Annotated in this window: 15 protein-coding genes; 5 read left to right on the top strand and 10 right to left on the bottom strand. The window is 65.9% G+C overall.

Annotation, left to right across the window (positions count from 1 at the left end; genetic code table 11):
* Positions 1–162 precede the first annotated feature (162 nt).
* The 9 genes from IB275_RS24465 to IB275_RS24425 all read right to left on the bottom strand — a co-directional run bounded on the left by IB275_RS24465 (position 163) and on the right by IB275_RS24425 (position 11,944).
* Positions 163–786, bottom strand: a complete 624-nt coding sequence (locus IB275_RS24465) for a helix-turn-helix transcriptional regulator (RefSeq protein WP_192291845.1) — start codon at positions 784–786, stop codon at positions 163–165.
* A gap of 89 nt (positions 787–875) precedes the next feature.
* Positions 876–2,006, bottom strand: a complete 1,131-nt coding sequence (locus IB275_RS24460; RefSeq protein ID WP_192291842.1) for an NAD(P)/FAD-dependent oxidoreductase — start codon at positions 2,004–2,006, stop codon at positions 876–878.
* A 13-nt stretch (positions 2,007–2,019) separates the two neighbouring features.
* Positions 2,020–2,967 carry an ornithine cyclodeaminase family protein gene (locus IB275_RS24455; RefSeq protein WP_192291839.1) on the bottom strand — a complete coding sequence of 316 codons (948 nt, stop codon included), beginning with the start codon at positions 2,965–2,967 and terminating at the stop codon, positions 2,020–2,022.
* A 180-nt stretch (positions 2,968–3,147) separates the two neighbouring features.
* Entirely contained in the window at positions 3,148–5,106 is a 1,959-nt protein-coding gene (locus tag IB275_RS24450) for a methyl-accepting chemotaxis protein (RefSeq protein ID WP_192318810.1), read from the bottom strand.
* Between the two features lie 289 nt (positions 5,107–5,395).
* Positions 5,396–6,946 (bottom strand): ATP-dependent RNA helicase RhlB, encoded by a 1,551-nt coding sequence (rhlB, locus tag IB275_RS24445; RefSeq protein WP_285886913.1) that lies wholly within the window; start codon positions 6,944–6,946, stop codon positions 5,396–5,398.
* 96 nt (positions 6,947–7,042) lie between these two features.
* Positions 7,043–8,200: a dipeptidase gene (locus IB275_RS24440; RefSeq protein WP_192318813.1), complete on the bottom strand. Its 1,158-nt coding sequence runs from the start codon at positions 8,198–8,200 to the stop codon at positions 7,043–7,045.
* 76 nt (positions 8,201–8,276) lie between these two features.
* Positions 8,277–9,215 carry a GGDEF domain-containing protein gene (locus IB275_RS24435; protein WP_081516115.1) on the bottom strand — a complete coding sequence of 313 codons (939 nt, stop codon included), beginning with the start codon at positions 9,213–9,215 and terminating at the stop codon, positions 8,277–8,279.
* A gap of 151 nt (positions 9,216–9,366) precedes the next feature.
* Positions 9,367–11,259, bottom strand: a complete 1,893-nt coding sequence (locus tag IB275_RS24430; protein WP_192291794.1) for an acyl-CoA synthetase — start codon at positions 11,257–11,259, stop codon at positions 9,367–9,369.
* Positions 11,260–11,290: 31 nt separating this feature from the next.
* Positions 11,291–11,944, bottom strand: a complete 654-nt coding sequence (locus IB275_RS24425) for an alpha/beta hydrolase (RefSeq protein ID WP_192291792.1) — start codon at positions 11,942–11,944, stop codon at positions 11,291–11,293.
* Positions 11,945–12,457: 513 nt separating this feature from the next.
* Between IB275_RS24425 and IB275_RS24420 the strand changes: the two genes are divergently transcribed.
* The 5 genes from IB275_RS24420 (at position 12,458) to pcsA (ending at position 17,648) form a co-directional block, all read left to right on the top strand.
* Positions 12,458–13,486: an amino acid ABC transporter substrate-binding protein gene (locus tag IB275_RS24420; protein WP_081516109.1), complete on the top strand. Its 1,029-nt coding sequence runs from the start codon at positions 12,458–12,460 to the stop codon at positions 13,484–13,486.
* 118 nt (positions 13,487–13,604) lie between these two features.
* A complete protein-coding gene (locus tag IB275_RS24415; RefSeq protein WP_192291791.1) occupies positions 13,605–14,789 on the top strand; it encodes an amino acid ABC transporter permease in 1,185 nt (394 codons plus the stop codon).
* A gap of 10 nt (positions 14,790–14,799) precedes the next feature.
* Positions 14,800–15,897, top strand: a complete 1,098-nt coding sequence (locus IB275_RS24410) for an amino acid ABC transporter permease (RefSeq protein WP_192291789.1) — start codon at positions 14,800–14,802, stop codon at positions 15,895–15,897.
* A 12-nt stretch (positions 15,898–15,909) separates the two neighbouring features.
* Positions 15,910–16,686 carry an amino acid ABC transporter ATP-binding protein gene (locus IB275_RS24405; protein ID WP_024767156.1) on the top strand — a complete coding sequence of 259 codons (777 nt, stop codon included), beginning with the start codon at positions 15,910–15,912 and terminating at the stop codon, positions 16,684–16,686.
* A 245-nt stretch (positions 16,687–16,931) separates the two neighbouring features.
* Positions 16,932–17,648: a phosphatidylcholine synthase gene (pcsA, locus tag IB275_RS24400; RefSeq protein WP_081516103.1), complete on the top strand. Its 717-nt coding sequence runs from the start codon at positions 16,932–16,934 to the stop codon at positions 17,646–17,648.
* 132 nt (positions 17,649–17,780) lie between these two features.
* Here the strand turns inward: pcsA and IB275_RS24395 are convergent, their stop codons facing one another.
* Positions 17,781–18,737 carry a GlxA family transcriptional regulator gene (locus tag IB275_RS24395; RefSeq protein ID WP_192291787.1) on the bottom strand — a complete coding sequence of 319 codons (957 nt, stop codon included), beginning with the start codon at positions 18,735–18,737 and terminating at the stop codon, positions 17,781–17,783.
* Positions 18,738–18,828: the final 91 nt, after the last annotated feature.

The following is an 18,828-nucleotide window of genomic DNA, read 5'->3' as shown; positions in this document are numbered from 1 at the left end:
TCGCCGGGGACGTCGGCAGGATGCGTTCCGCGAGCATCGCCAAGCTTCCTTGTAGGGGCGAACCCTGCACCCGATCCGCCAGCAGGGCCGGCGTTTCAGGTGAGTTCGGAGGCGGGGAGCGCCGTCCGCGATTGCGCGAGAAAGCAGAAGAAGAGAGTCCCCTCAGACCTCCTCCTTCAACTCCTTCAGGTGCTTGTACACCGTCGCGCGGCCCATGTTCAGCACGTTGGCCACATAGTTCGCCGCGCTCTTGCCCTTGAACGCGCCCTCGGCGTGCAGCGCCAGGACCAGTTCGCGCTTGTGGTCGCGGCTGAGGGTGGAGAGGCTCAGCTGGCGCTGCTGCAGCCAGCCGTGCAGGAAGGTGTTGATGCGCTCCTGCCAGTCGTCGCGGAACAGTGCGTCCGGTTGCGGGATGACCTTGCTGGAGGAGAGGAACAGGTCGAGCGCCGCCTTGGCGGTCTCGAACAGGGTGATGTTGAGGTTGATGCACAACACCGCCAGGGGGTCGCCCTTGCCGTCGCGCAGCACGGTGCTGATGGAGCGGATCTTCTGGCCGTCCCAGTTGAGTTTCTCGTAGGGACCGATGTTGCGCTCCTCGCTGCCGCCTTCGAGCATGTCTTCCAGCGCCGAGTCGTCGCCGATCTCGCGTTTGGAGATGTTGTTCGCCAGGTAGGCCACGCGCTGGTTGCGCAGGTCGTGGATGACCACTTCGGCGTGGGGGAAGAACAGCGCGGCGATGGCGTCGGCGATGGCCTTGTAGTTGTCCAGCGGATCAGCGGCGGTCATGGGCAAGGCTCTCGGGGCGATTAGGCGGGCGATGGCACGGGCGCTGGCGAGTGTGCCGCAAGCGCCCGCAGGCTGTCACGAACGACGGCTCACTCGGCCAGCAGGCGCGCGGGGGACAGCATTTCGGCGGTGAGGCCATGGCGGGTGAGGTGCTCGGGCAGGGCCTCGCGGCGGATCAGCGCGGCACTGGCCTCGCCCATCGCCGCCGAAGTCTGGATGCCATAACCGCCTTGCCCTGCGACCCAGTACAGGTCGGGCGTGGCCGGGTCATAGCCGGACACCAGGTCGCCATCGGCGAAGAACGAACGCAGGCCCGCCCAGGTGTGGCTCGGGCGGCGGATGCTGAGGGTGGTGTGCTCCTCGATCTGGTAGATGCCCAGGGCGATGTCCAGCTCTTCGGGCTGCACGTCGTGGGGCTCCACCGGGTCGGCGTTGGCCGGCGAGCCGAGCAGCAGGCCGGCATCGGGCTTGAAGTAGAAGGATTCATCCAGGCTCACCAGCACCGGCCAGGCGTGGCTGTCGACACCCTCCGGCGGGCTGAACAGGAAGGCGGCGCGACGCTTGGGCGTGAGGCCCAGGGGAGTGGCGCCGGCCAGTTCGGCGATCTTGTCGGACCAGCTGCCGGCGGCGTTGACCAGCACCGGCGCACGGTAGGTCTGCTGTGCGCAGCGTACTTCCCAGGCGTCATCGATGCGGCGGATTTCCAGCGCTTCGCTGTCCAGCTGCACGCTGCCGCCGTTTCGCCGGATGCCGCGTAGGTAGCCCTGCAGCAGGCCGTCGGTGTCGATGTCGGCCGCGCTGGGGTCGAGCATCGCGCCGTGGACTTTCTCGCGGCGCAGCACCGGGACGATGGCGCAGGCTTCGTCGGCATCCAGCAGGCGCATTTCCGGCACGCTGTCGCGGGCGCTGGCGAACTGGCGCTGGAGTTCTTCCGGGTTGCCTTCGAAGTCCACGGTCATCTCACCGCGCGGGGTGAGGATCGGGTGCTCGACGAAGCCCTCCGGAGGGTTGTCGAAGAAGGCGCGGCTGGCGGCGGTCAGGGCGCGCACCTGCGGCGTGCCATAGGCGACGGTGTAGAGCGCTGCCGAGCGTCCGGTGGAGTGGTAGCCGGCGTGGGACTCGCGCTCGAGCACGGCGACCTTGCCGTGGCGGGACAGAAAGTAGCCGGTGGAGGCGCCGGCAATACCGCCGCCAATGATGAGGAAGTCGACTTCGATCATGTTCGTCTCCGGCTCAGGCGTTGTCGCGTTGCAGATGGTAGAGCGCATTGGCCAGGGCGACGTCTTCCAGGCCCAGGCCGATGGAGCGGAAGAAGGCGTGGCGCTGGTAGTCCGGTTTGGCGGCCTGCCCGCTGACCAGCTCCGGCAGGTCACCGCGGATGGCGCCGTCCCAGCCGTGCTCGTCGCGGGCCAGGCGCATCTCGCCGGCGGAGGCCGGGGTGGTGGCGCGGTAGTCGCAGTACACGTCCATCTGCGCCAGCCACTGCGGCGGAACTTCGTGGGCGCGGGCGACGTTGGTGCTGATGGAGGTGATCAGCGCCGGTTTGGTCAGGATCGCCGGATCGAGCACCGGGGTGCCGGACGAGGTACACAGCAGCACCACATCGGCGTCTGCCACGGCGGCTTCGACACTGGTGGCCGGTTCGGCGCGGGAATCGATGGCGCCGAACTGGGCCAGTACGCCAGCGCTCAGGTTCGGCGAGTAGACGCGGATGCTCTGCCAGTCACGCAGGCCGGCTGCGTAGCGCAGGTGTGCACGGGCGATCGGGCCGCTGCCGACGATGGCCAGACGCCTGGCGTCCGGGCGGGCCAGCTCCTGCACAGCCAGGGCGGTGGTGGCGGCGGTGCGCGCGGTGGTCAGACTGCCGGCGTCGCACAGCAGCAGCGGTTGGCCGCTGTCCATGGACATCAGCAGGCTCCACGCGGTGACCAGCGACTTGGGCTGGCGCACGATGTACGGCGAGGTCTTGACGCCGTAGACCTTCTGCGAGGCCAGCACGCCCAGGTAGTTGATGAAGTCGCCACCGCCGTTGGGGAATTCCACCAGTTGCTGTGCCGGCTGCACGGCGCTGCCAGCGGCCAGCTCGACGAACATGTCGCGCATCGCCTGGAGCACGTCGACCTGTGCCAGCAGGCGTTCGGCGTCAGCCTGATTGAGGGTGAAAGGCGTGGCGGCGGACATGGTGAGACTCCAAGTATGGATTTATTTTTCCATTCTGGACTCGATTGTCTTGATCGGCAAGGGTAGGTGGTCGGGTGGTGTATGTGTTTTCGCAGGGCTCAAACCGGTAGCGCTGGCCTGTAGGAGCGCCCCATGGGCGCGATCGCGGGCATGGCCCGCTCCTACAGGGAATGACGCAACTTACAGCTTGAACTGCGCCACCAGTTCTTCCTGGCTGCCGGCCACGCGGCGCAGGTGCTCGCCGCAGTCGCGGGTGTGCGCGGCGGTCTTGCGGTTTTCCACGGTCATGTCGCTCAGGCGGTGCATGTGCTGGTTCACTTCCTGGGTCGTGGCGGCCTGCTGTTCGGCGGCGGCGGCGATCTGGAAAGCCATGGCGTGTACGCCCTGCAGCGAATCGTCCAGCGCGCCGAGGGCTTCCAGCACGGCCTGGGTGTCCTGCTCCAGGGTATGGGCCTGTTCGCTGGCACCACTCATGCTCGACTGCGCCTGGACGGAGGAGTCGCCCAGGCTGCCAACGATGGCGACGATCTCGTCGGTGGCGCTGCGGGTGCGCTGGGCCAGACTGCGCACCTCGTCGGCGACTACGGCGAAACCACGGCCCGCCTCACCGGCGCGGGCGGCTTCGATGGCGGCGTTGAGGGCGAGCAGGTTGGTCTGTTCGGCGATGGAGCGGATCACGTCCAGCACCGAGCCGATCTGCTGGCTCTCGCCGGCCAGGGTCTGCACCACGCCGTCGGCCTGGCGCAGGCCGACCAGCAGTTGGTCCTGGCGGCCGATCATGTGCTGCAGGGTGCCCTGCATGGCGACGAAGGCTTGCCGCGCGGCGGCGCTGCCATCGGCGCTGCGGCTGGCGCTGCCGGCAATTTCCTGCACGGTGGCGGCCATCTGGTCGACGGCGCTGACCACCATTTCCAGTGCTTCCTGCTGCTGGTCGAGGTGGTGGCTGGTGCGCCCGGCGGCGTCGAGAATGTCGCCGCTGGCATCACCTACAGCCTCGCTGGCCTGGCGCAGGCGCTCGACCACCTGGCGCCAGGCCGTGGTCATCTCGCGCAGGGCCTGCATCAGGCCGCTGCTGGCGCTGGCGTCGTCGCTCAGGCGCAGCTCGCCGCTGGCCAGGCGCTGGGCCAGGGCGGCCATGCTGGCCGGCTCGCCACCCAGCGGGCGCATCACGCTGCGGCTGACCAGCCAGGTGCCGGCGGCGACGCCGAGCAGGGTCAGCACGCCGAGCACGAGGATCTGCCACATCAGCTTGCGCACCGGGGCGAAGGCCTGGGCCTGGTCCATTTCCGCCACCAGCGCCCAGTGCAGGCCGTCCAGGTTCAGCGGGACGAAGGACTTGAGCGCCGGCTCGTTGCTCAGGCCCGTCTCGGAGAGACGACCCTGCTCGCCGGCCAGGGCTTTCTCGATGGCCTGGCCGGGCAGGGCGGTGGGGCTTTCCTTGTCGCGGCGCACGTGGTGATCGGCAAAGCGCACCGAGTCCGAGCGCAGGCTGCCGTCGCCGCCGACCAGGTAGGTCTCGCCGTCGTCGCCCAGGCCCTGGCGGTTCTGCATCACTTCGTTGATCGAGGCGAGCGGCAGTTCCAGCACCAGCAGCAGTTGCAGCTTGCCATTGTCCTTGATCGGCGCGGCCAGCCATTGCACCGGTTGCTGGTCGTTGGGCGCCTGCTCCAGGTCGCTGATGCTGGCCTTGCCGCTGTCCAGAGCCTTGCGGATGAACTGGCCGAACGGCGTGTCGCGCCACTGCGGATCGCCGATGTTCTGCTGGTAGTCGACGCCACGGCCGAGGCTGAACACCACCTTGCCGTCGCCGGCCACCAGGCGCAGTTCGCGGTAGCCGAAGGTCTTGATGAAGTTCTCGAACACCGGGCGGTCGTAGTTGGCGGTGGTCACCAGGGATTCGCTGTCCAACCCGGCGTAGTTGCTGCCCAGGTTGGTGGCGAGGCTGCTGAGCTGGTCGTTACGGGCCTTCCAGGCGTCCATCAGCTGCCGCTGCTTGATGCTGGCGACCGCCTCTAGGGCGTTCAGGCTTTGTTCTTCGAGGGCACGGCTGGCCTGGAGATAGACCACGATGGCCATCACCAGCACGGGAATCAGGCCGACCGAGAGGAAACTCAGAGCAAGTTTGGCGCGCAAGGGCATGGGAGGATTCCGACGAGTTCTTGGAATTGTTCTCGCGTGCTTTGCAAGAAGCGTGCGAATTTTTTTACGTCTGTAAATAAAACTGAGCAGAAACGGCCGGGGGCAGGCCTATTGCGCGGATAATGGCGCGTGGCCATTGTTTGCGGGGGGATGCCGCACGGTCGTCCCAGCGGGTCCGGCAGGAGGAATGGCAGGCTCTAGGAAAGGGAATTCGTCACCCGCGGTAACGCCGGTGGAAACAAAAAAGGCGAAGCCATGTGGCTTCGCCTTCTTCTGGTGCAACAAGCGATCAGTGCTTGCGCGGTACCGGCTTGAGCAGCTCGGTGGGCGGCATTTCGCAGTTGATCTTGCGGCCCAGCAGTTCCTCGATCGGCGGCAGGGCAAAGGCATCGTCCTCGCCGGCGAAGCTGATGGAGGTGCCGGTACTGCCGGCGCGGCCGGTACGGCCGATGCGGTGCACGTAGTCGTCCGGGTCTTCGGGCAGGGTGAAGTTGATCACGTGGCTGATGCCGTCAACGTGGATGCCGCGGCCGGCGACGTCGGTGGCGACCAGGACGCGGATCTTGCCTTCACGGAAGCCTTCCAGGACCTTGATGCGCTTGTGCTGCGGCACGTCGCCGGACATCTGGGCGGCACTGATGCCGTCCTTGGTCAGGCGTTCCTCGATGCGACGCACCTCGTCCTTGCGGTTGGCGAAGACCATCACGCGGGTCCAGTCGTTCTGCGCGATCAGGTTGTACAGCAGCTTGTACTTGTCGCTGCCGGCAACGGCATAGACGTGCTGCTCGACGGTATCGCTGGCAACGTTTTCCGGCTCGATCTCGACGATGGCCGGGTCGACGGTCCACTGCTTGGCCAGGTTCATCACGTCGTCGGTGAAGGTGGCGGAGAACAGCAGGGTCTGGCGCTCGCCCTTGTACGGGGTCTGGCGGATGATCTGGCGGACCTGCGGGATGAAGCCCATGTCGAGCATGCGGTCGGCTTCGTCCAGCACCATCACCTCGACCATGTCCAGGTGCACCTCGCCGCGCTGGTTGAAGTCCAGCAGGCGGCCGGGGGTGGCGACCAGGATGTCGCAGAAGCGCGATTCCAGGGTCTTGAGCTGCTTGTCGAAGTCCATGCCGCCGACGAAGCTCATGACGTTCAGGCCGGTGTACTTGGCCAGGCCCAGGGCGTCGTTGGCGATCTGCACCACCAGCTCGCGGGTCGGCGCGATGATCAGCGCACGCGGTTCGCCCATGTAGCGCTCTTTGGGCGGCGGGGTCTGCAGCAGCTGGGTGATGATCGAGATGAGGAACGCGGCGGTCTTGCCGGTGCCGGTCTGGGCGCGGCCGATGGCGTCCTGGCCACGCAGGGTGAAGCCCAGTACCTGTGCCTGGATCGGCGTGCAGTACGGGAAGCCCAGGTCATGGATGGCATGCATCAGGCGCGGGTCGAGGTTGAAGTCGTGGAAGCGCGTCTTGCCTTCGGCCGGTTCGACCACGAAGTCTTCCAGCTTCCAGTTGTCCACCACCGGCGGGCGCGGCTTGCGCTCGCGGCGCGGTTTCGGCTCGCGGGGCTTGTCGGCCCCCTCGGCCTTGGCATGCTCCTGCTTCGGCGCGTGCTCGCGTTTTTCGCCGCGTTCGCCTTTGTCGGAACGCTCGGTGCGGGGTTTGTCGCTTTTCGGACCGCGGGCCGGCTTCTCGCCGTTGTCGCCTTCGGGGCGCGGATTGCGCGGTTTGCGCGGACGCTTTTCGCCGCTCGGGGCGGGCTGGGAGGCAGCGGGTGCGGGGGCTGCCGGCGTGGTGACGGGCTGCTCGCCATCACCCTTGCTGAAGATTTTCTTGAGTGCTTTGAGCACGTTGGTCTCGTACTGGTTAAGGAATGAACGGCCGCCAGTGTAATGCAAGATGCCCGCAGGGCGAAGTGCCACGGGCATTCTGCCTATTGACTTGGGCTACGGAAGGTTCTCCAGCAGCAGCCGGCGGACGTTTCCGCCCATGATGGCGGCGATGTCCTGGTCGCTGAAGCCGGCTTTCGCCAGGCCCTGGGTCAGTTGCGCGAGGCCGGTGGTGTCGAAGGGCGCATTCACCGCGCCGTCGAAGTCCGAACCCAGCGCCACGTGCTCGACGCCTACCTTGTCGGCGGCGTAGCGCATGGCCTTGACGATGGCCTCCATCGAGGTTTCGCAGACCGCGCCGTCCCAGTAACCGATGCCGATCACCCCACCCGTGTTGGCGATGCCCCGCAGGTGGGCGTCGGTCAGGTTGCGCGGGCCGGGGCAGGTGCCGGCGACGCCGGTGTGGGAAACGATCACCGGGCGCCTGGCGATGGCCAGCACGTCGTCGATCAGCGGGCGAGAGGCGTGGGCCAGGTCGATCAGCATTTTCTTGTCTTCCAGGCGCGGGATGACCCCGCGGCCGAACGCGGTCAGGCCGCCTTTCTTCAGACCGTGGGCGGAGCCGCCGACCTCGTTGTCGAAGAAATGGGTCAGCCCCATGATGCGGAAGCCTGCGTCGTACATGCGGTCGATGTTCCCGAGCTTGCCTTCGAGCGGATGCAGGCCTTCGGTGGCGAGCACGGCGGCGAGCTGCTTCGGGTCTTTCTGCCAGGCGGCGAGGTAGCGGGTAAGGTCGTCGCGGCTGCGCACCAGGGTGAGCTTGCCCTGGCTGTCGGCGGCGGCCTTGTCCAGCAGTTCGCCCTGGTAGAGCGCGCGTTCGAGCAGGCTGTTCCAGGTGCGTGCCGGCCAGCGCTGGGCAATGACCAGCGGGGTGATGTTGTCGCTGTCGGCGCTGTTGCTTTCGTAGTTCAGGCCGCGCGGGGTCTTGGTGACGGTGGAGAAAACCTGCAGGCCGACATGGCCTTCGAGCAGACGCGGCAGGTCGGTGTGGCCGTGGTCGTGGCGTTCCAGCAGGTTGCGGTCCCAGAGCAGGGCGTCGTCATGAAGGTCGGCGACGAACAGGGTCTGATGTAGCGCCTGGGCCTGCGGCGAGGCGGGGTAGGGCGGCGGGCTGGCCACGGTGTTCATCTTGCGGTCCATGTAGCCCGGCAGGTTGAAGAAGATCCCCAGGCCAACGGCCAGCAGGACGAGCAGGATGATCAGCAGTTTGCGCATGTCAGCTTCCCAGCTTTGTTATTGGTTTTCTTGCTGGGGCGCAATCTAACAGAAGGGCAGGTGAAGGGAAGCGGCCTCAGCCGCAGAGGCAGTTGCGGCCCTTCTGCTTGGCTTGGTAGAGGGCGCCGTCTGCCCGCAGGATCAGGCTCGGCAGGTTTTCCTGGATGTCCATCTCGGCCAGCCCCAGGGACACGGTGACGCCGGGCAGCACGCCCACCGGCGAGTAGAAGGAGGCGACCTGCTCCAGGCTCTGGCGCAGGCGATTGCCGATGCGCCGGGCTTCATCGATGGCGATTTCCGGCAGCAGGATGACGAACTCCTCGCCACCATAGCGCGCCATGCTGTCCTTGGGCCGCAGCTGGCTGCGCAGGGTGTGGGCGACCAGGCACAGCGCGTAGTCGCCGGCCAGGTGGCCGTGCTCGTCGTTGTAGTTCTTGAAGTGGTCGACATCGAGCATGAGCATGCACATGGGCTGCTCGTTGAAGGCACAGCGCGTGCTCTCGCGGTCGTAGATGTGCTCCAGCCAGCGCCGGTTGAACAGCCCGGTGAGGGTGTCGATGTTGGCGTTCTGCTCGGTGTCGAGAATGATCCGGTTGCCTTCGCGCACCCGTTCGCAAAGCACCGAGAGGAGGTTCTGCATCACCTGCGGGGAGTGCTCGAACAGGCCGATCAGCGCTTCGCGGTGCAGACGCAGGACGGTGGTCGGTTCACTGGCGACGACATAGGCAGAAGGATGGTCGCTGTCGATGAAGCTGATCTCGCCGGCGCAATCACCCGGATGCAGGGTGCTCACCGGCTGGTTGTCCAGCGACCCCAGGTACACCGTCAGGTGCCCGGAAAGGACCATATAAAGGAAGTGGTTGCGGTTGAAGGGCGACAGCAGGATTTCGCCGCGCTCCAGTTCGCAGGCGCGGAAATCCTTGAGCAACTGCTGCAGGTTGGCCGCGGCCACGTTCTGGAACAGGCGCAAGTGCTGGAGTTGGCGGATGTCCTCTTTCCACTGCGCGGCTTTCATGGCACAGCGGACGTCGGGTGGCGGCTGATGATGTGCACGACTGACTCTCCCTGTAGTCCTCTTCGCACATTGAGCCATCAGTATTAGTCAGATTTGACTACTGGCAATTCGCGGTCAGACCCGGCCGACCGGCGGTCGGCCGGGTGTTTCATCAGCTTTCCAGCAGCTCCACGTGCACGGCATAACCGCCCAGGCGCTCGGCCAGTGCGGCGCGTGAGTCTAGGTCGAGGCCGCCAACGAAAAGACGCGCTTTCTGACCAACGCGGTCATCGGCGATCACCTCGATACGCGGTGCCGGGGACAGGTGCCGGGTCTCGTCCTCGAACACACGACGAATGGCATCCAGGCGCAGTGCCGGCTTGAAGGTCTTGCCCACTGCTGTGACCGGGATGGCGTCCAGCAGCCAGACGTCCTTGGGCACCGCCGCGCGTTCGGGTACATGTTGCGCGGCGTGCTCCAGCAGCTCCGCCTCGCTCGCCTGCATGCCTGGCTTGAGCTGGATGTACACCACCGGCAGCTCGCCGGCCTTCAGGCACGGCTTGCCCACGGCGGCGGCCATGGCCACGGCGGGGTGGCGGTGCAGGGCTTCCTCGATCATCTGCGGGTCGATGTTGTGGCCGCCGCGGATGATCAGGTCCTTGCTGCGGCCGGTGAGCCAGATGTAGCCGTCGGCGTCGATGCGGCCCAGGTCGCCGGTGTTGAACCAGTCGCCGTCGACCCAGATGTCCTTGTTCTTGCTGGCCTGCAGGTAGCCCTTGAAGACAGTGGGGCCGCGCAGGCAGATGTTGCCGATCTCGTCCACGGCGGCGTCGCGCAGGTACTGGCCGTCACCGTTGAGAACCACCGATTTCAGCTCGCAGTAGGGCAGGCGCAGACCGATGGAGCCGGGCCGGCGCTCGCCGCCGCGCGGGTTGCAGCTGGTGCCGCAGGTGCCTTCGGTCATGCCATAGCCTTCGATGACCGTGAGGCCGGTCTTGGCTTCGAACTGACGGATCAGCTCCACCGGCATCGGCGCCGCGCCGCACAGGGCGAAGCGCAGGCTGGAAAGGTCGCGGCCCTCGCTGGGTACCTGCAGCAGGGCTGCGTAGATGGTCGGCACGCCGCTGAAACTGGTGACCTTGTAGCGCTCCACCAGCTTCCAGAAGTCCTGGATCAGCGTCGGGTTGCGATAGCCCTGGGTGCCGGCCAGCAGCACCTCGCCGCCGCGCATGAAGGGCGCAAGGCCGGTGACCATCACGCCATTGACGTGGAACAGCGGCAGGCCGCAGAGCAGCACGTCGTTGCCGTCATAGTCGGAGTTCAGGCCCATGATCTCGGCCATCGCCACTTCGTTGAAATGGCTGTGCGGCGCGAGTTTGGGCGTACCGGTGGTGCCACCGGTGTGGAAGTAGGAGGCGACTTCGTCCGGGCCGATCACCCGGCCGCTTTCCAGGTGGTCCGCCGGGCACTGGGCGAGCAGTTCGTCGAAGTCCAGCACGCCTTCGGGCAGTGCGCCGCGGGCGGTCTTGATCGCCGAGCGCTGCGGCTCGGGCAGCAGGTTGGCGATGTCGACGGTGACGATGGCGTTCAGTTCGGGCAGGTGCTCGCGCAGGCCGGCGACCTTGTCCCACAGGTCCGTCCCGGGGAAGGGCGCCAGCGTGACCAGCACGCGGGAATCTGCGGCGCGCACCAGTTCGGCGATGTGCTCGGGATCGAGCAGCGGGTTGATCGCGTTGACGATCCCCGCCGCTTCGCCGCCCCAGATCACGTAGTGGGTCTGCGGCAGGTTGGGAAGCAGGAACGACACCGAAGTGCCCGGCCGCACGCCCAGGCGGTGGAAGGCATTCGCCGCCTGGGTGACGCGGGCGAACAACTGCTCGTAGCTGACCTTGACCGGTTCCTCGGCCGCCGAACCCTGTAGCAGGAAGCTCAGGGCGGTGGACGGGCCGTACTGCTGCGCCGAACGACGCAGCAGTTCATAGGTGTTGGGCGGCAGGTCGCGGTCTTGCAGGGGGACCTGTTCCAGGGCTTCGACGTCACGCAGGCTGCTGATCGGGGCGTTCATGCTTCTTCTTGTTCTCCGCAGGGTCAGGGGATCACAGGCGCTCCCGCAGCCAGGCGCCGATATCGCCAAGTTCCTCGTTGCTCACTTCGTGGCTCATCGGGTAGGTGCGCCACTGGGCGGGCACCTCGTTGGCCTGCAGGAAGTCGTAGGCGGCGCGACCCATGGCCGGCGCCACCACGTCATCGAAAGTGCCATGCAGGCAGAGGGCGGACAGTTGTCTTTTTGTAGCCGGCAGGCTTATGCCTTCGCTGAATGTCGGGCCATAGGTGGAGAGGGCCATGACCCCGCCCAGTTCGCCGTCCCAGCGCAGGTAGCCGGTGTGCAGCACCACGGCGCCGCCCTGGGAGAAGCCGGCGAGGATGATGCGTTTGGGTGCGATGCCCTGGTCGATCTGCCCCTGGATGAGTGCGATCACGCTGTCGGCCGAGGCTTCCAGCTGCGCTTCGTCGATGGCGCGGGCCGGGGCCATGGCGAGGATGTCGTACCAGCTGGGGGCGGGCATGCCGTTGAACACGGTGACCGGGCGGGTCGGCGCCTGGGGCAGGATGAAGCGCGTAGAGGTGAAGCTGCGCTGCAGCAACTGTGCTACCGGTTCGAAGTCGTAACGGTCGGCGCCCAGGCCATGCAACCAAATGACGCAGGAGTCGACGCTCTGGCTGGGTTCGAGGATCAGGGGCTGGGTCATGGAGGCTCCAGGATGGGGCAGGCGCTCTAGGAAGGGGCGCTGCGCGGGAAAAAGGGTAGAGGGGCGATGCAAGAAGATGTCGCATGGCCATAACTTGTGGGACTTGACTGCACGAATTTGCACGAACGTTCCTAGGCTGGTACGCCCCTTGCTATCGCTACTGACAGGCTGTGCGGCCCCACTTCCGGTAACACTCTACCGACCCCATCCGGAAAGCTGTACCGGAAGTGGTGCCGCGACAACCTTGGGCTGCTTCAGGGCCCGCCGCGCCGGCTGCGGTCAACAGCCGGCGCGGCGGGCCTTCGCCTTCACGCAATGATCCCTTGATGACCCGTTCCAGCGTGCAAGACCTGCGCGCTCGAAGGTGTGTTCGTGGCTTGCCGAAGGAAATTTCGCAAGCCGTCTAGACTCACTTTCAGGTCTCCATCCCGTTTGTTGTCTTGCTGGTGCCTCACGAGGGTACGGCGGTGGAACCGGGACTCCAAAACACTAAAAAAGCAACGGAGAAGATCGATGAAGATGGTGAAATCCACCCTGGCAGTGCTGACCACCGCCGCCGTGTTCGGCATCAGCGGCCTCGCGCATGCCGGCGCCACCCTGGATGCAGTGAAGAAGAAAGGCTACGTGCAGTGCGGTATCAGTGACGGTCTTCCCGGCTTCTCGTATGCCGACGCCAAGGGCCAGTACAAGGGCATCGACGTGGATGTCTGCCGCGCCGTGGCGGCGGCCGTGTTCGGCGACTCGACCAAGGTCAAGTACAGCCCGCTGACGGCCAAGGAGCGCTTCACCGCGCTGCAGTCCGGCGAGATCGACATCCTCTCGCGCAACACCACCTGGACCAGCTCCCGCGACAGCGCGATGGGCCTGAACTTCGTCGGCGTGACCTACTACGACGGCCAGGGCTTCCTGGTGAACAAGAAGCTCGGCGTCTCCAGCGCCAAGGAACTCGACGGCGCCACCGTGTGCATCCAGGCCGGCACCACCACCGAGCTCAACCTGTCCGACTACTTCCGCTCCAACAACCTCAAATACACCCCCATCACCTACGACACCTCCGACGAGAGCGCCAAGTCGCTGGAGTCCGGCCGTTGCGACGTGCTGACCTCCGACCAGTCGCAGCTCTATGCCCAGCGCATCAAGCTGGCGGCGCCGGATGACTACGTAGTGCTGCCCGAAGTGATCTCCAAGGAGCCCCTCGGCCCGGCCGTGCGCCAGGGTGACGAGGAGTGGTTCGACATCGCCCGCTGGACGCTCTTCGCGATGCTCAACGCCGAGGAACTGGGCATCAACTCGAAGAACGTCGAGGAACAGGCCAAGAGCACCAAGAACCCGGACGTCGCGCGCCTGCTCGGCGCCGAGGGTGACTACGGCAAGGACCTCAAGCTGCCCAAGGACTGGGCGGTACAGATCGTCAAGCAAGTGGGTAACTACGGCGAGATCTTTGACCGCAACGTCGGCGACGGCAGCGACCTGAAGATCAAGCGTGGCCTCAACGCCCAGTGGAACAAGGGTGGTCTGCAGTACGCACCGCCGGTGCGCTGACCTGACCCGCTCCGGCGCCCGGAGTGTGGGCGCCGGACTGTTTCGAACGACGTGAAGCCTTCCGGGCGATCTCGGGCGTAGCCCCCTGGTCGCCCGGCGGCCTTCCGAGAGGGCTTACATGCAGAATTCCGTCAAGGCCCAGCGTCCGCGGGGGGTATCGCTCAACGATCCCGTCGTGCGCGGCTGGGCATTCCAGGTCATCGCCGTCATCCTCGTCGTGGCGGTCGGCTGGTTCCTCTTCGACAACACCCAGACCAACCTCGCCCACCGTGGCATCCAGTCCGGTTTCGGCTTCCTCGACCATAGCGCCGGCTTCGGCATCTCCCAGCACCTGATCGACTACAGCGAAAGCGACACCTACGGACGGGTGTTCATGGTCGGCCTGCTGAACACCCTGCTGGTCACGGTGATCGGCATTGTCTTCGCCACCATCCTTGGCTTCATCCTCGGCGTGGCGCGGTTGTCGCCCAACTGGCTGATCCGCAAGCTGGCGACCCTGTACATCGAGACCTTTCGCAACATCCCGCCGCTGCTGCAGATCTTCTTCTGGTACTTCGCCGTGCTCGGCCCCCTGCCGAACCCGCGGCAGAGCATCAGCTTCGGCGACCTGTTCTTCATTAACAACCGCGGCCTGCAGATGCCCGCGCCGATCGCCGCCGACGGCCTCGGCCCGTTCATCGTCGCGGTGATCCTGGCGCTGGTCGGCTGGGCGGTGATCTGGAAGTGGGCCAAGGCCCGTCGCCATGCCACCGGAAAGGCCTTCCCGGTGTTCCTCAGTGGCCTGGCGTTGCTGGTCGTGCTGCCGGGCCTGGTGTCGCTGGTGGCCGGCGCGCCGTTCCACTGGGACATGCCGGTGCTGCAGGGCTTCAACTTCCGTGGCGGCTGGGTGGTGATCCCGGAGCTGGTGTCCATCGTGCTCGCGCTGTCGGTCTACACCGCCGCCTTCATCGGTGAGACGGTGCGCGCCGGCATTCAGGCGGTCAGCCACGGCCAGACCGAGGCCGCGGGCTCCCTGGGCCTGCGTCCGGGACAGACGCTGCGCCTGGTGATCATCCCGCAGGCGCTGCGGGTGATCATTCCGCCGCTGACCAGCCAGTACCTGAACCTGGCGAAGAACTCCTCGCTGGCCGCCGCCATCGGCTACCCGGACATGGTCTCGCTGTTCGCCGGCACGGTGCTCAACCAGACCGGCCAGGCTATCGAGACCATGGCCATCACCATGAGCGTGTACCTGGCCATCAGCATCAGCATTTCGCTGCTGATGAACTGGTACAACAAGCACATCGCGCTGGTCGAGCGGTAAGGGGATATCCATGACAACTCATACCTTCAAGCCCGACCTGCCGCCCCCCGCGCGCAGCGTCGGCGTGCTCGCCTGGCTGCGCGGCAACCTGTTTTCCAGCTGGTTCAACACCCTGCTGACGCTGGTCGGCCTCTACCTGGTCTGGCTGATCCTGCCGCCGCTGCTGGAGTGGGCGATCATCAAGGCCGACTGGAGCGGTACCACCCGTGCCGACTGCTCCCGCGAGGGCGCCTGCTGGGTGTTCATCGGCTCGCGCTTCGGCCAGTTCATGTACGGCTTCTACCCCGAGGAACTGCGCTGGCGCGTGGACCTCACCGTGCTGTTCGTGGTGTTCGGCGCAGCGCCGCTGTTCCTCAAGCGCTTCGCCTACAAGGTGAAGTACGGCCTGGGCTTCCTCGTGGCGCTGCCGATCGTGGCCTACTGGCTGCTGCACGGCGGTTTCCTCGGCCTGGAAAGCGTGCCGACCAGTTCCTGGGGCGGACTGATGCTCACCGTGGTGATCGCCGCGGTCGGCATCTGCGGGGCGATGCCGCTGGGCATCCTGCTGGCGCTCGGGCGGCGTTCTAAGATGCCGGCGATCAAGGTCATCTGCGTCACCACCATCGAGTTCTGGCGCGGTGTGCCGCTGATCACCGTGCTATTCATGTCCTCGGTGATGCTGCCGCTGTTCCTCCCTGAGGGGATGAACCTGGACAAGCTGCTGCGCGCGATGGTGATGGTGGTGCTGTTCGAGGCCGCGTACATCGCCGAGGTGGTGCGCGGCGGCATGCAGGCCATTCCGAAGGGGCAGTACGAAGCCGCGGCCGCCATGGGCCTGGGCTACTGGCGGACCATGGGCCTGGTGATCCTGCCACAGGCGCTCAAGCTGGTGATCCCCGGCATCGTCAACACCTTCATCGCGCTGTTCAAGGACACGAGCCTGGTGATCATCATCGGCCTGTTCGACTTCCTCAATAGCATCAAGCGCGCCACCGCGGACCCGGCCTGGCTGGGCATGGCCACCGAAGGCTATGTGTTCGCCGCGGTCGTCTACTGGATTTTCTGTTTCGGCATGTCCCGCTACTCCATGCACCTGGAGCACAAGCTGGACACGGGCCACAAGCGTTAGGAGCGATTCATCATGTCTGAAGCCACCAACAAGACCGCACAGCCGGCCATCGGCGATCACGTGATGATCACCATGAAGGGTGTGAACAAGTGGTACGGCCAGTTCCACGTGCTCAAGGACATCAACCTGGAGGTCAAGCAGGGCGAGCGTATCGTGCTCTGCGGGCCCTCCGGCTCGGGCAAGTCCACCACCATCCGCTGCATCAACCGCCTGGAGGAACACCAACAGGGCAGCATCGTGGTCGATGGCACCGAGCTGACCAACGACCTCAAGCAGATCGAGGCGATCCGCAGCGAAGTCGGCATGGTGTTCCAGCACTTCAACCTGTTCCCCCACCTGACCGTGCTGCAGAACTGCATCCTGGCGCCCATGTGGGTGCGCAAGATGCCCAAGCGCCAGGCCGAGGAAGTCGCCATGCATTACCTGGAGCGCGTGCGCATCCCGGAGCAGGCCAACAAGTTCCCCGGCCAGCTCTCCGGCGGTCAGCAGCAGCGGGTGGCGATCGCCCGCGCGCTGTGCATGAAGCCGAAGATCATGCTGTTCGACGAACCCACCTCGGCGCTCGATCCGGAAATGGTCAAGGAGGTGCTCGACACCATGATCGGCCTGGCGCAGAGCGGCATGACCATGCTCTGTGTGACCCACGAGATGGGGTTTGCGCGCACCGTGGCGAACCGGGTGATCTTCATGGACAAGGGCGAGATCGTCGAGCAGGCGCCGCCGGACCAGTTCTTCGACAACCCACAGTCGGACCGCACCAAGCTGTTCCTCAGCCAGATCCTGCACTGATATCCGAACCTGCCCCTCTCCTTGGGGAGAGGGGCAGGTGATCGCTTGCAACGCTCGTCTCCCCCGATGGCAAGCCAGCGCCGCAACGGCGTATGCTGCCGATTCCACCGCAACAAGGTGCGCATCGGGAAAACCGGCTGAACTCGGCCGCCCCATCGGTGTTCCCATGTGCAGTGGTTTGCCAGGGATGGACTACCGTTTCAGGTAGCTCCCCTGCATCCGCCGTCCAAAGGAAGAGAGCCGACGTGAACCTGATCCTATCGCCATTGAACCTCAGCAAAGCCAAGGCCTGGGGCGCCCACGCGGTGACCTCCAGCGGTGTCATCCTCGCGCTGCTCGCGCTTCTCGCGCTGGTCGACAACAAGCCGCAGGCCTGCCTGCTGTGGTTGGGAGCAGCCTTGCTGGTGGACGGCCTGGACGGCACCCTGGCGCGCAAGTTCGACGTCAAGGCGGTGCTGCCGCACTTCGATGGCTCCACCCTGGACCTGGTGATCGACTACCTCACCTACGTCTTCATCCCCGCGATCTTCATCTACCGCTACGTGCCGCTTCCGGTGCACACCGAGCTGCTGGCGGTGGGGGTGATCCTGGTGTCCTCGCTGTTCTGCTTCTGCAACGTCAACATGAAGAGCAAGGACAACTACTTCGTCGGTTTCCCGGCCGCCTGGAACGTAGTGGCGGTGTATTTCTTCGTGCTCGACCTGAACCCCTGGGTGAGCTTCGTCACCGTGCTGGTGCTGGCAGCGCTGACCCTGACCCGCATGAAGTTCCTGCACCCCTTCCGCGTACGCCAGTTCATGCCGCTGAACATCGCCGTCACCTTCGTCTGGATGCTCAGCAGCGCGCTGCTGATCCTCCAGCACCCGGTGGACCAGCCCTGGCTGCTCGGCCTGTGGTTCGTGGCTTCGGCCTACTTCGTCGGCGTCTGCGTGTGGCGCACGGCGATGGAGTGGTTCAGCTGACCGAGCCGGAATCGCGGTTTGCTTCCACGTAGGATGGTGTGGAGCGAAGCGATACCCATCGATACCCATGCATCCAGCAGCATGGGTATCGCAAGCTCCACCCTTCCTACGTTCCTGCACCTCTCAGACGTCTTACGCCTGCCGCCCCATCAGCCGCTGCCGGAAAGCCCCCGGCGTCTCCCCGCACACCTGCTTGAACAAGCGCGCGAAGCTGGCCCGGTCGGCATAGCCGACATCGCTGGCGATGCGCTCCAGTGAACGCCCCGGATCACCCAGTGCCTCCTGCGCCGAAGCGATGCGCAGGCGTTGCACGTAATCGTTCGGCGACATCCCGACCTGCTCGCGGAAGCGCCGCAATAGCGTGCGCGTGGAGCAATGCACGCGCTGTGCCAGGCTGGCGAGGTCGAAGGGCTGCGCGTAGTTGTCCTCCAGCCAGGCCAGCAGTGGTTCCAGTGGCGAGCCAGCGGGCAGCGGGTCGGGCAGCAGCGGGGTGAAGCGCCGCTGGCGGCCGCGCCCGTGCTCGAACACCAGGGTCGCCGCCGCGCGACGCGCCAGTGCCGCGCCGGCATGGCGCTCGATCAGGTACAGGCACAGGTCCAGCCCGGCCTGAGCGCCGCCGGAGCAGAGCCGGCCATGGTCGTCGGTGCAAAGGGCGTCGATGTCCAGCCGTACCTGGGGATAACGTTCGCGGAACGCCGTTTCCAGCGCCCAGTGCGTGGTGGCGCGGCGGTCGTCGAGCACGCCGGCTTCGGCCAGCAGGAAGGCGCTGCTGCACAGGCTGCCCAGTTGCACGCTGGGGGGGGCGCGGCGCAACCAGTCCAGCAGCGGTTGATTGGCGGCGAAGGTGGTGTCGATATCCGCGCCCGTGGCGGGAATCAACAGCAGGTCGCAGCGCGCGGCGAGGTCGAGCCCGCCTTCCACTGCCACGTGGCCGAAGGGCAGCGCCACCGGCCGGCCGTCGGCGCTGACCCGCAGCACCTCGAAGCGTCGCTCACCGGCCAGGCGGTTGGCGAGGTGGAAACTGTCCATGGCCAGGCCAAGGCTGGAACACAGGGTTTGCGGGCAGACGAACAGGGCTATCCTGAACATGGCGTCTCGCTTTGCTCTGTCGATGGAAGTGGCGCTATTGATCATAATGTTGTCGATATTGCCAATCGTGTCCAGCCGATCCATCCCCGAT

The organism is Pseudomonas sp. PDM21 (assembly GCF_014852505.2).
GTDB lineage: Bacteria > Pseudomonadota > Gammaproteobacteria > Pseudomonadales > Pseudomonadaceae > Pseudomonas.
This window is presented reverse-complemented; position numbering and strand designations above follow the sequence as displayed.

What these genes read in the sequence shown, in the direction of transcription:
- IB275_RS24425 (WP_192291792.1), bottom strand. Translation starts at nt 11,944, where the DNA reads ATGACCCAGCCCCTGATCCTCGAACCCAGCCAGAGCGTCGACTCCTGC.
- IB275_RS24420 (WP_081516109.1), top strand. Translation starts at nt 12,458, where the DNA reads ATGAAGATGGTGAAATCCACCCTGGCAGTGCTGACCACCGCCGCCGTG.
- IB275_RS24455 (WP_192291839.1), bottom strand. Translation starts at nt 2,967, where the DNA reads ATGTCCGCCGCCACGCCTTTCACCCTCAATCAGGCTGACGCCGAACGC.
- IB275_RS24450 (WP_192318810.1), bottom strand. Translation starts at nt 5,106, where the DNA reads ATGCCCTTGCGCGCCAAACTTGCTCTGAGTTTCCTCTCGGTCGGCCTG.
- IB275_RS24435 (WP_081516115.1), bottom strand. Translation starts at nt 9,215, where the DNA reads ATGAAAGCCGCGCAGTGGAAAGAGGACATCCGCCAACTCCAGCACTTG.
- IB275_RS24415 (WP_192291791.1), top strand. Translation starts at nt 13,605, where the DNA reads ATGCAGAATTCCGTCAAGGCCCAGCGTCCGCGGGGGGTATCGCTCAAC.
- IB275_RS24465 (WP_192291845.1), bottom strand. Translation starts at nt 786, where the DNA reads ATGACCGCCGCTGATCCGCTGGACAACTACAAGGCCATCGCCGACGCC.
- IB275_RS24430 (WP_192291794.1), bottom strand. Translation starts at nt 11,259, where the DNA reads ATGAACGCCCCGATCAGCAGCCTGCGTGACGTCGAAGCCCTGGAACAG.
- IB275_RS24440 (WP_192318813.1), bottom strand. Translation starts at nt 8,200, where the DNA reads ATGCGCAAACTGCTGATCATCCTGCTCGTCCTGCTGGCCGTTGGCCTG.
- IB275_RS24395 (WP_192291787.1), bottom strand. Translation starts at nt 18,737, where the DNA reads ATGTTCAGGATAGCCCTGTTCGTCTGCCCGCAAACCCTGTGTTCCAGC.
- IB275_RS24460 (WP_192291842.1), bottom strand. Translation starts at nt 2,006, where the DNA reads ATGATCGAAGTCGACTTCCTCATCATTGGCGGCGGTATTGCCGGCGCC.
- IB275_RS24410 (WP_192291789.1), top strand. Translation starts at nt 14,800, where the DNA reads ATGACAACTCATACCTTCAAGCCCGACCTGCCGCCCCCCGCGCGCAGC.
- IB275_RS24405 (WP_024767156.1), top strand. Translation starts at nt 15,910, where the DNA reads ATGTCTGAAGCCACCAACAAGACCGCACAGCCGGCCATCGGCGATCAC.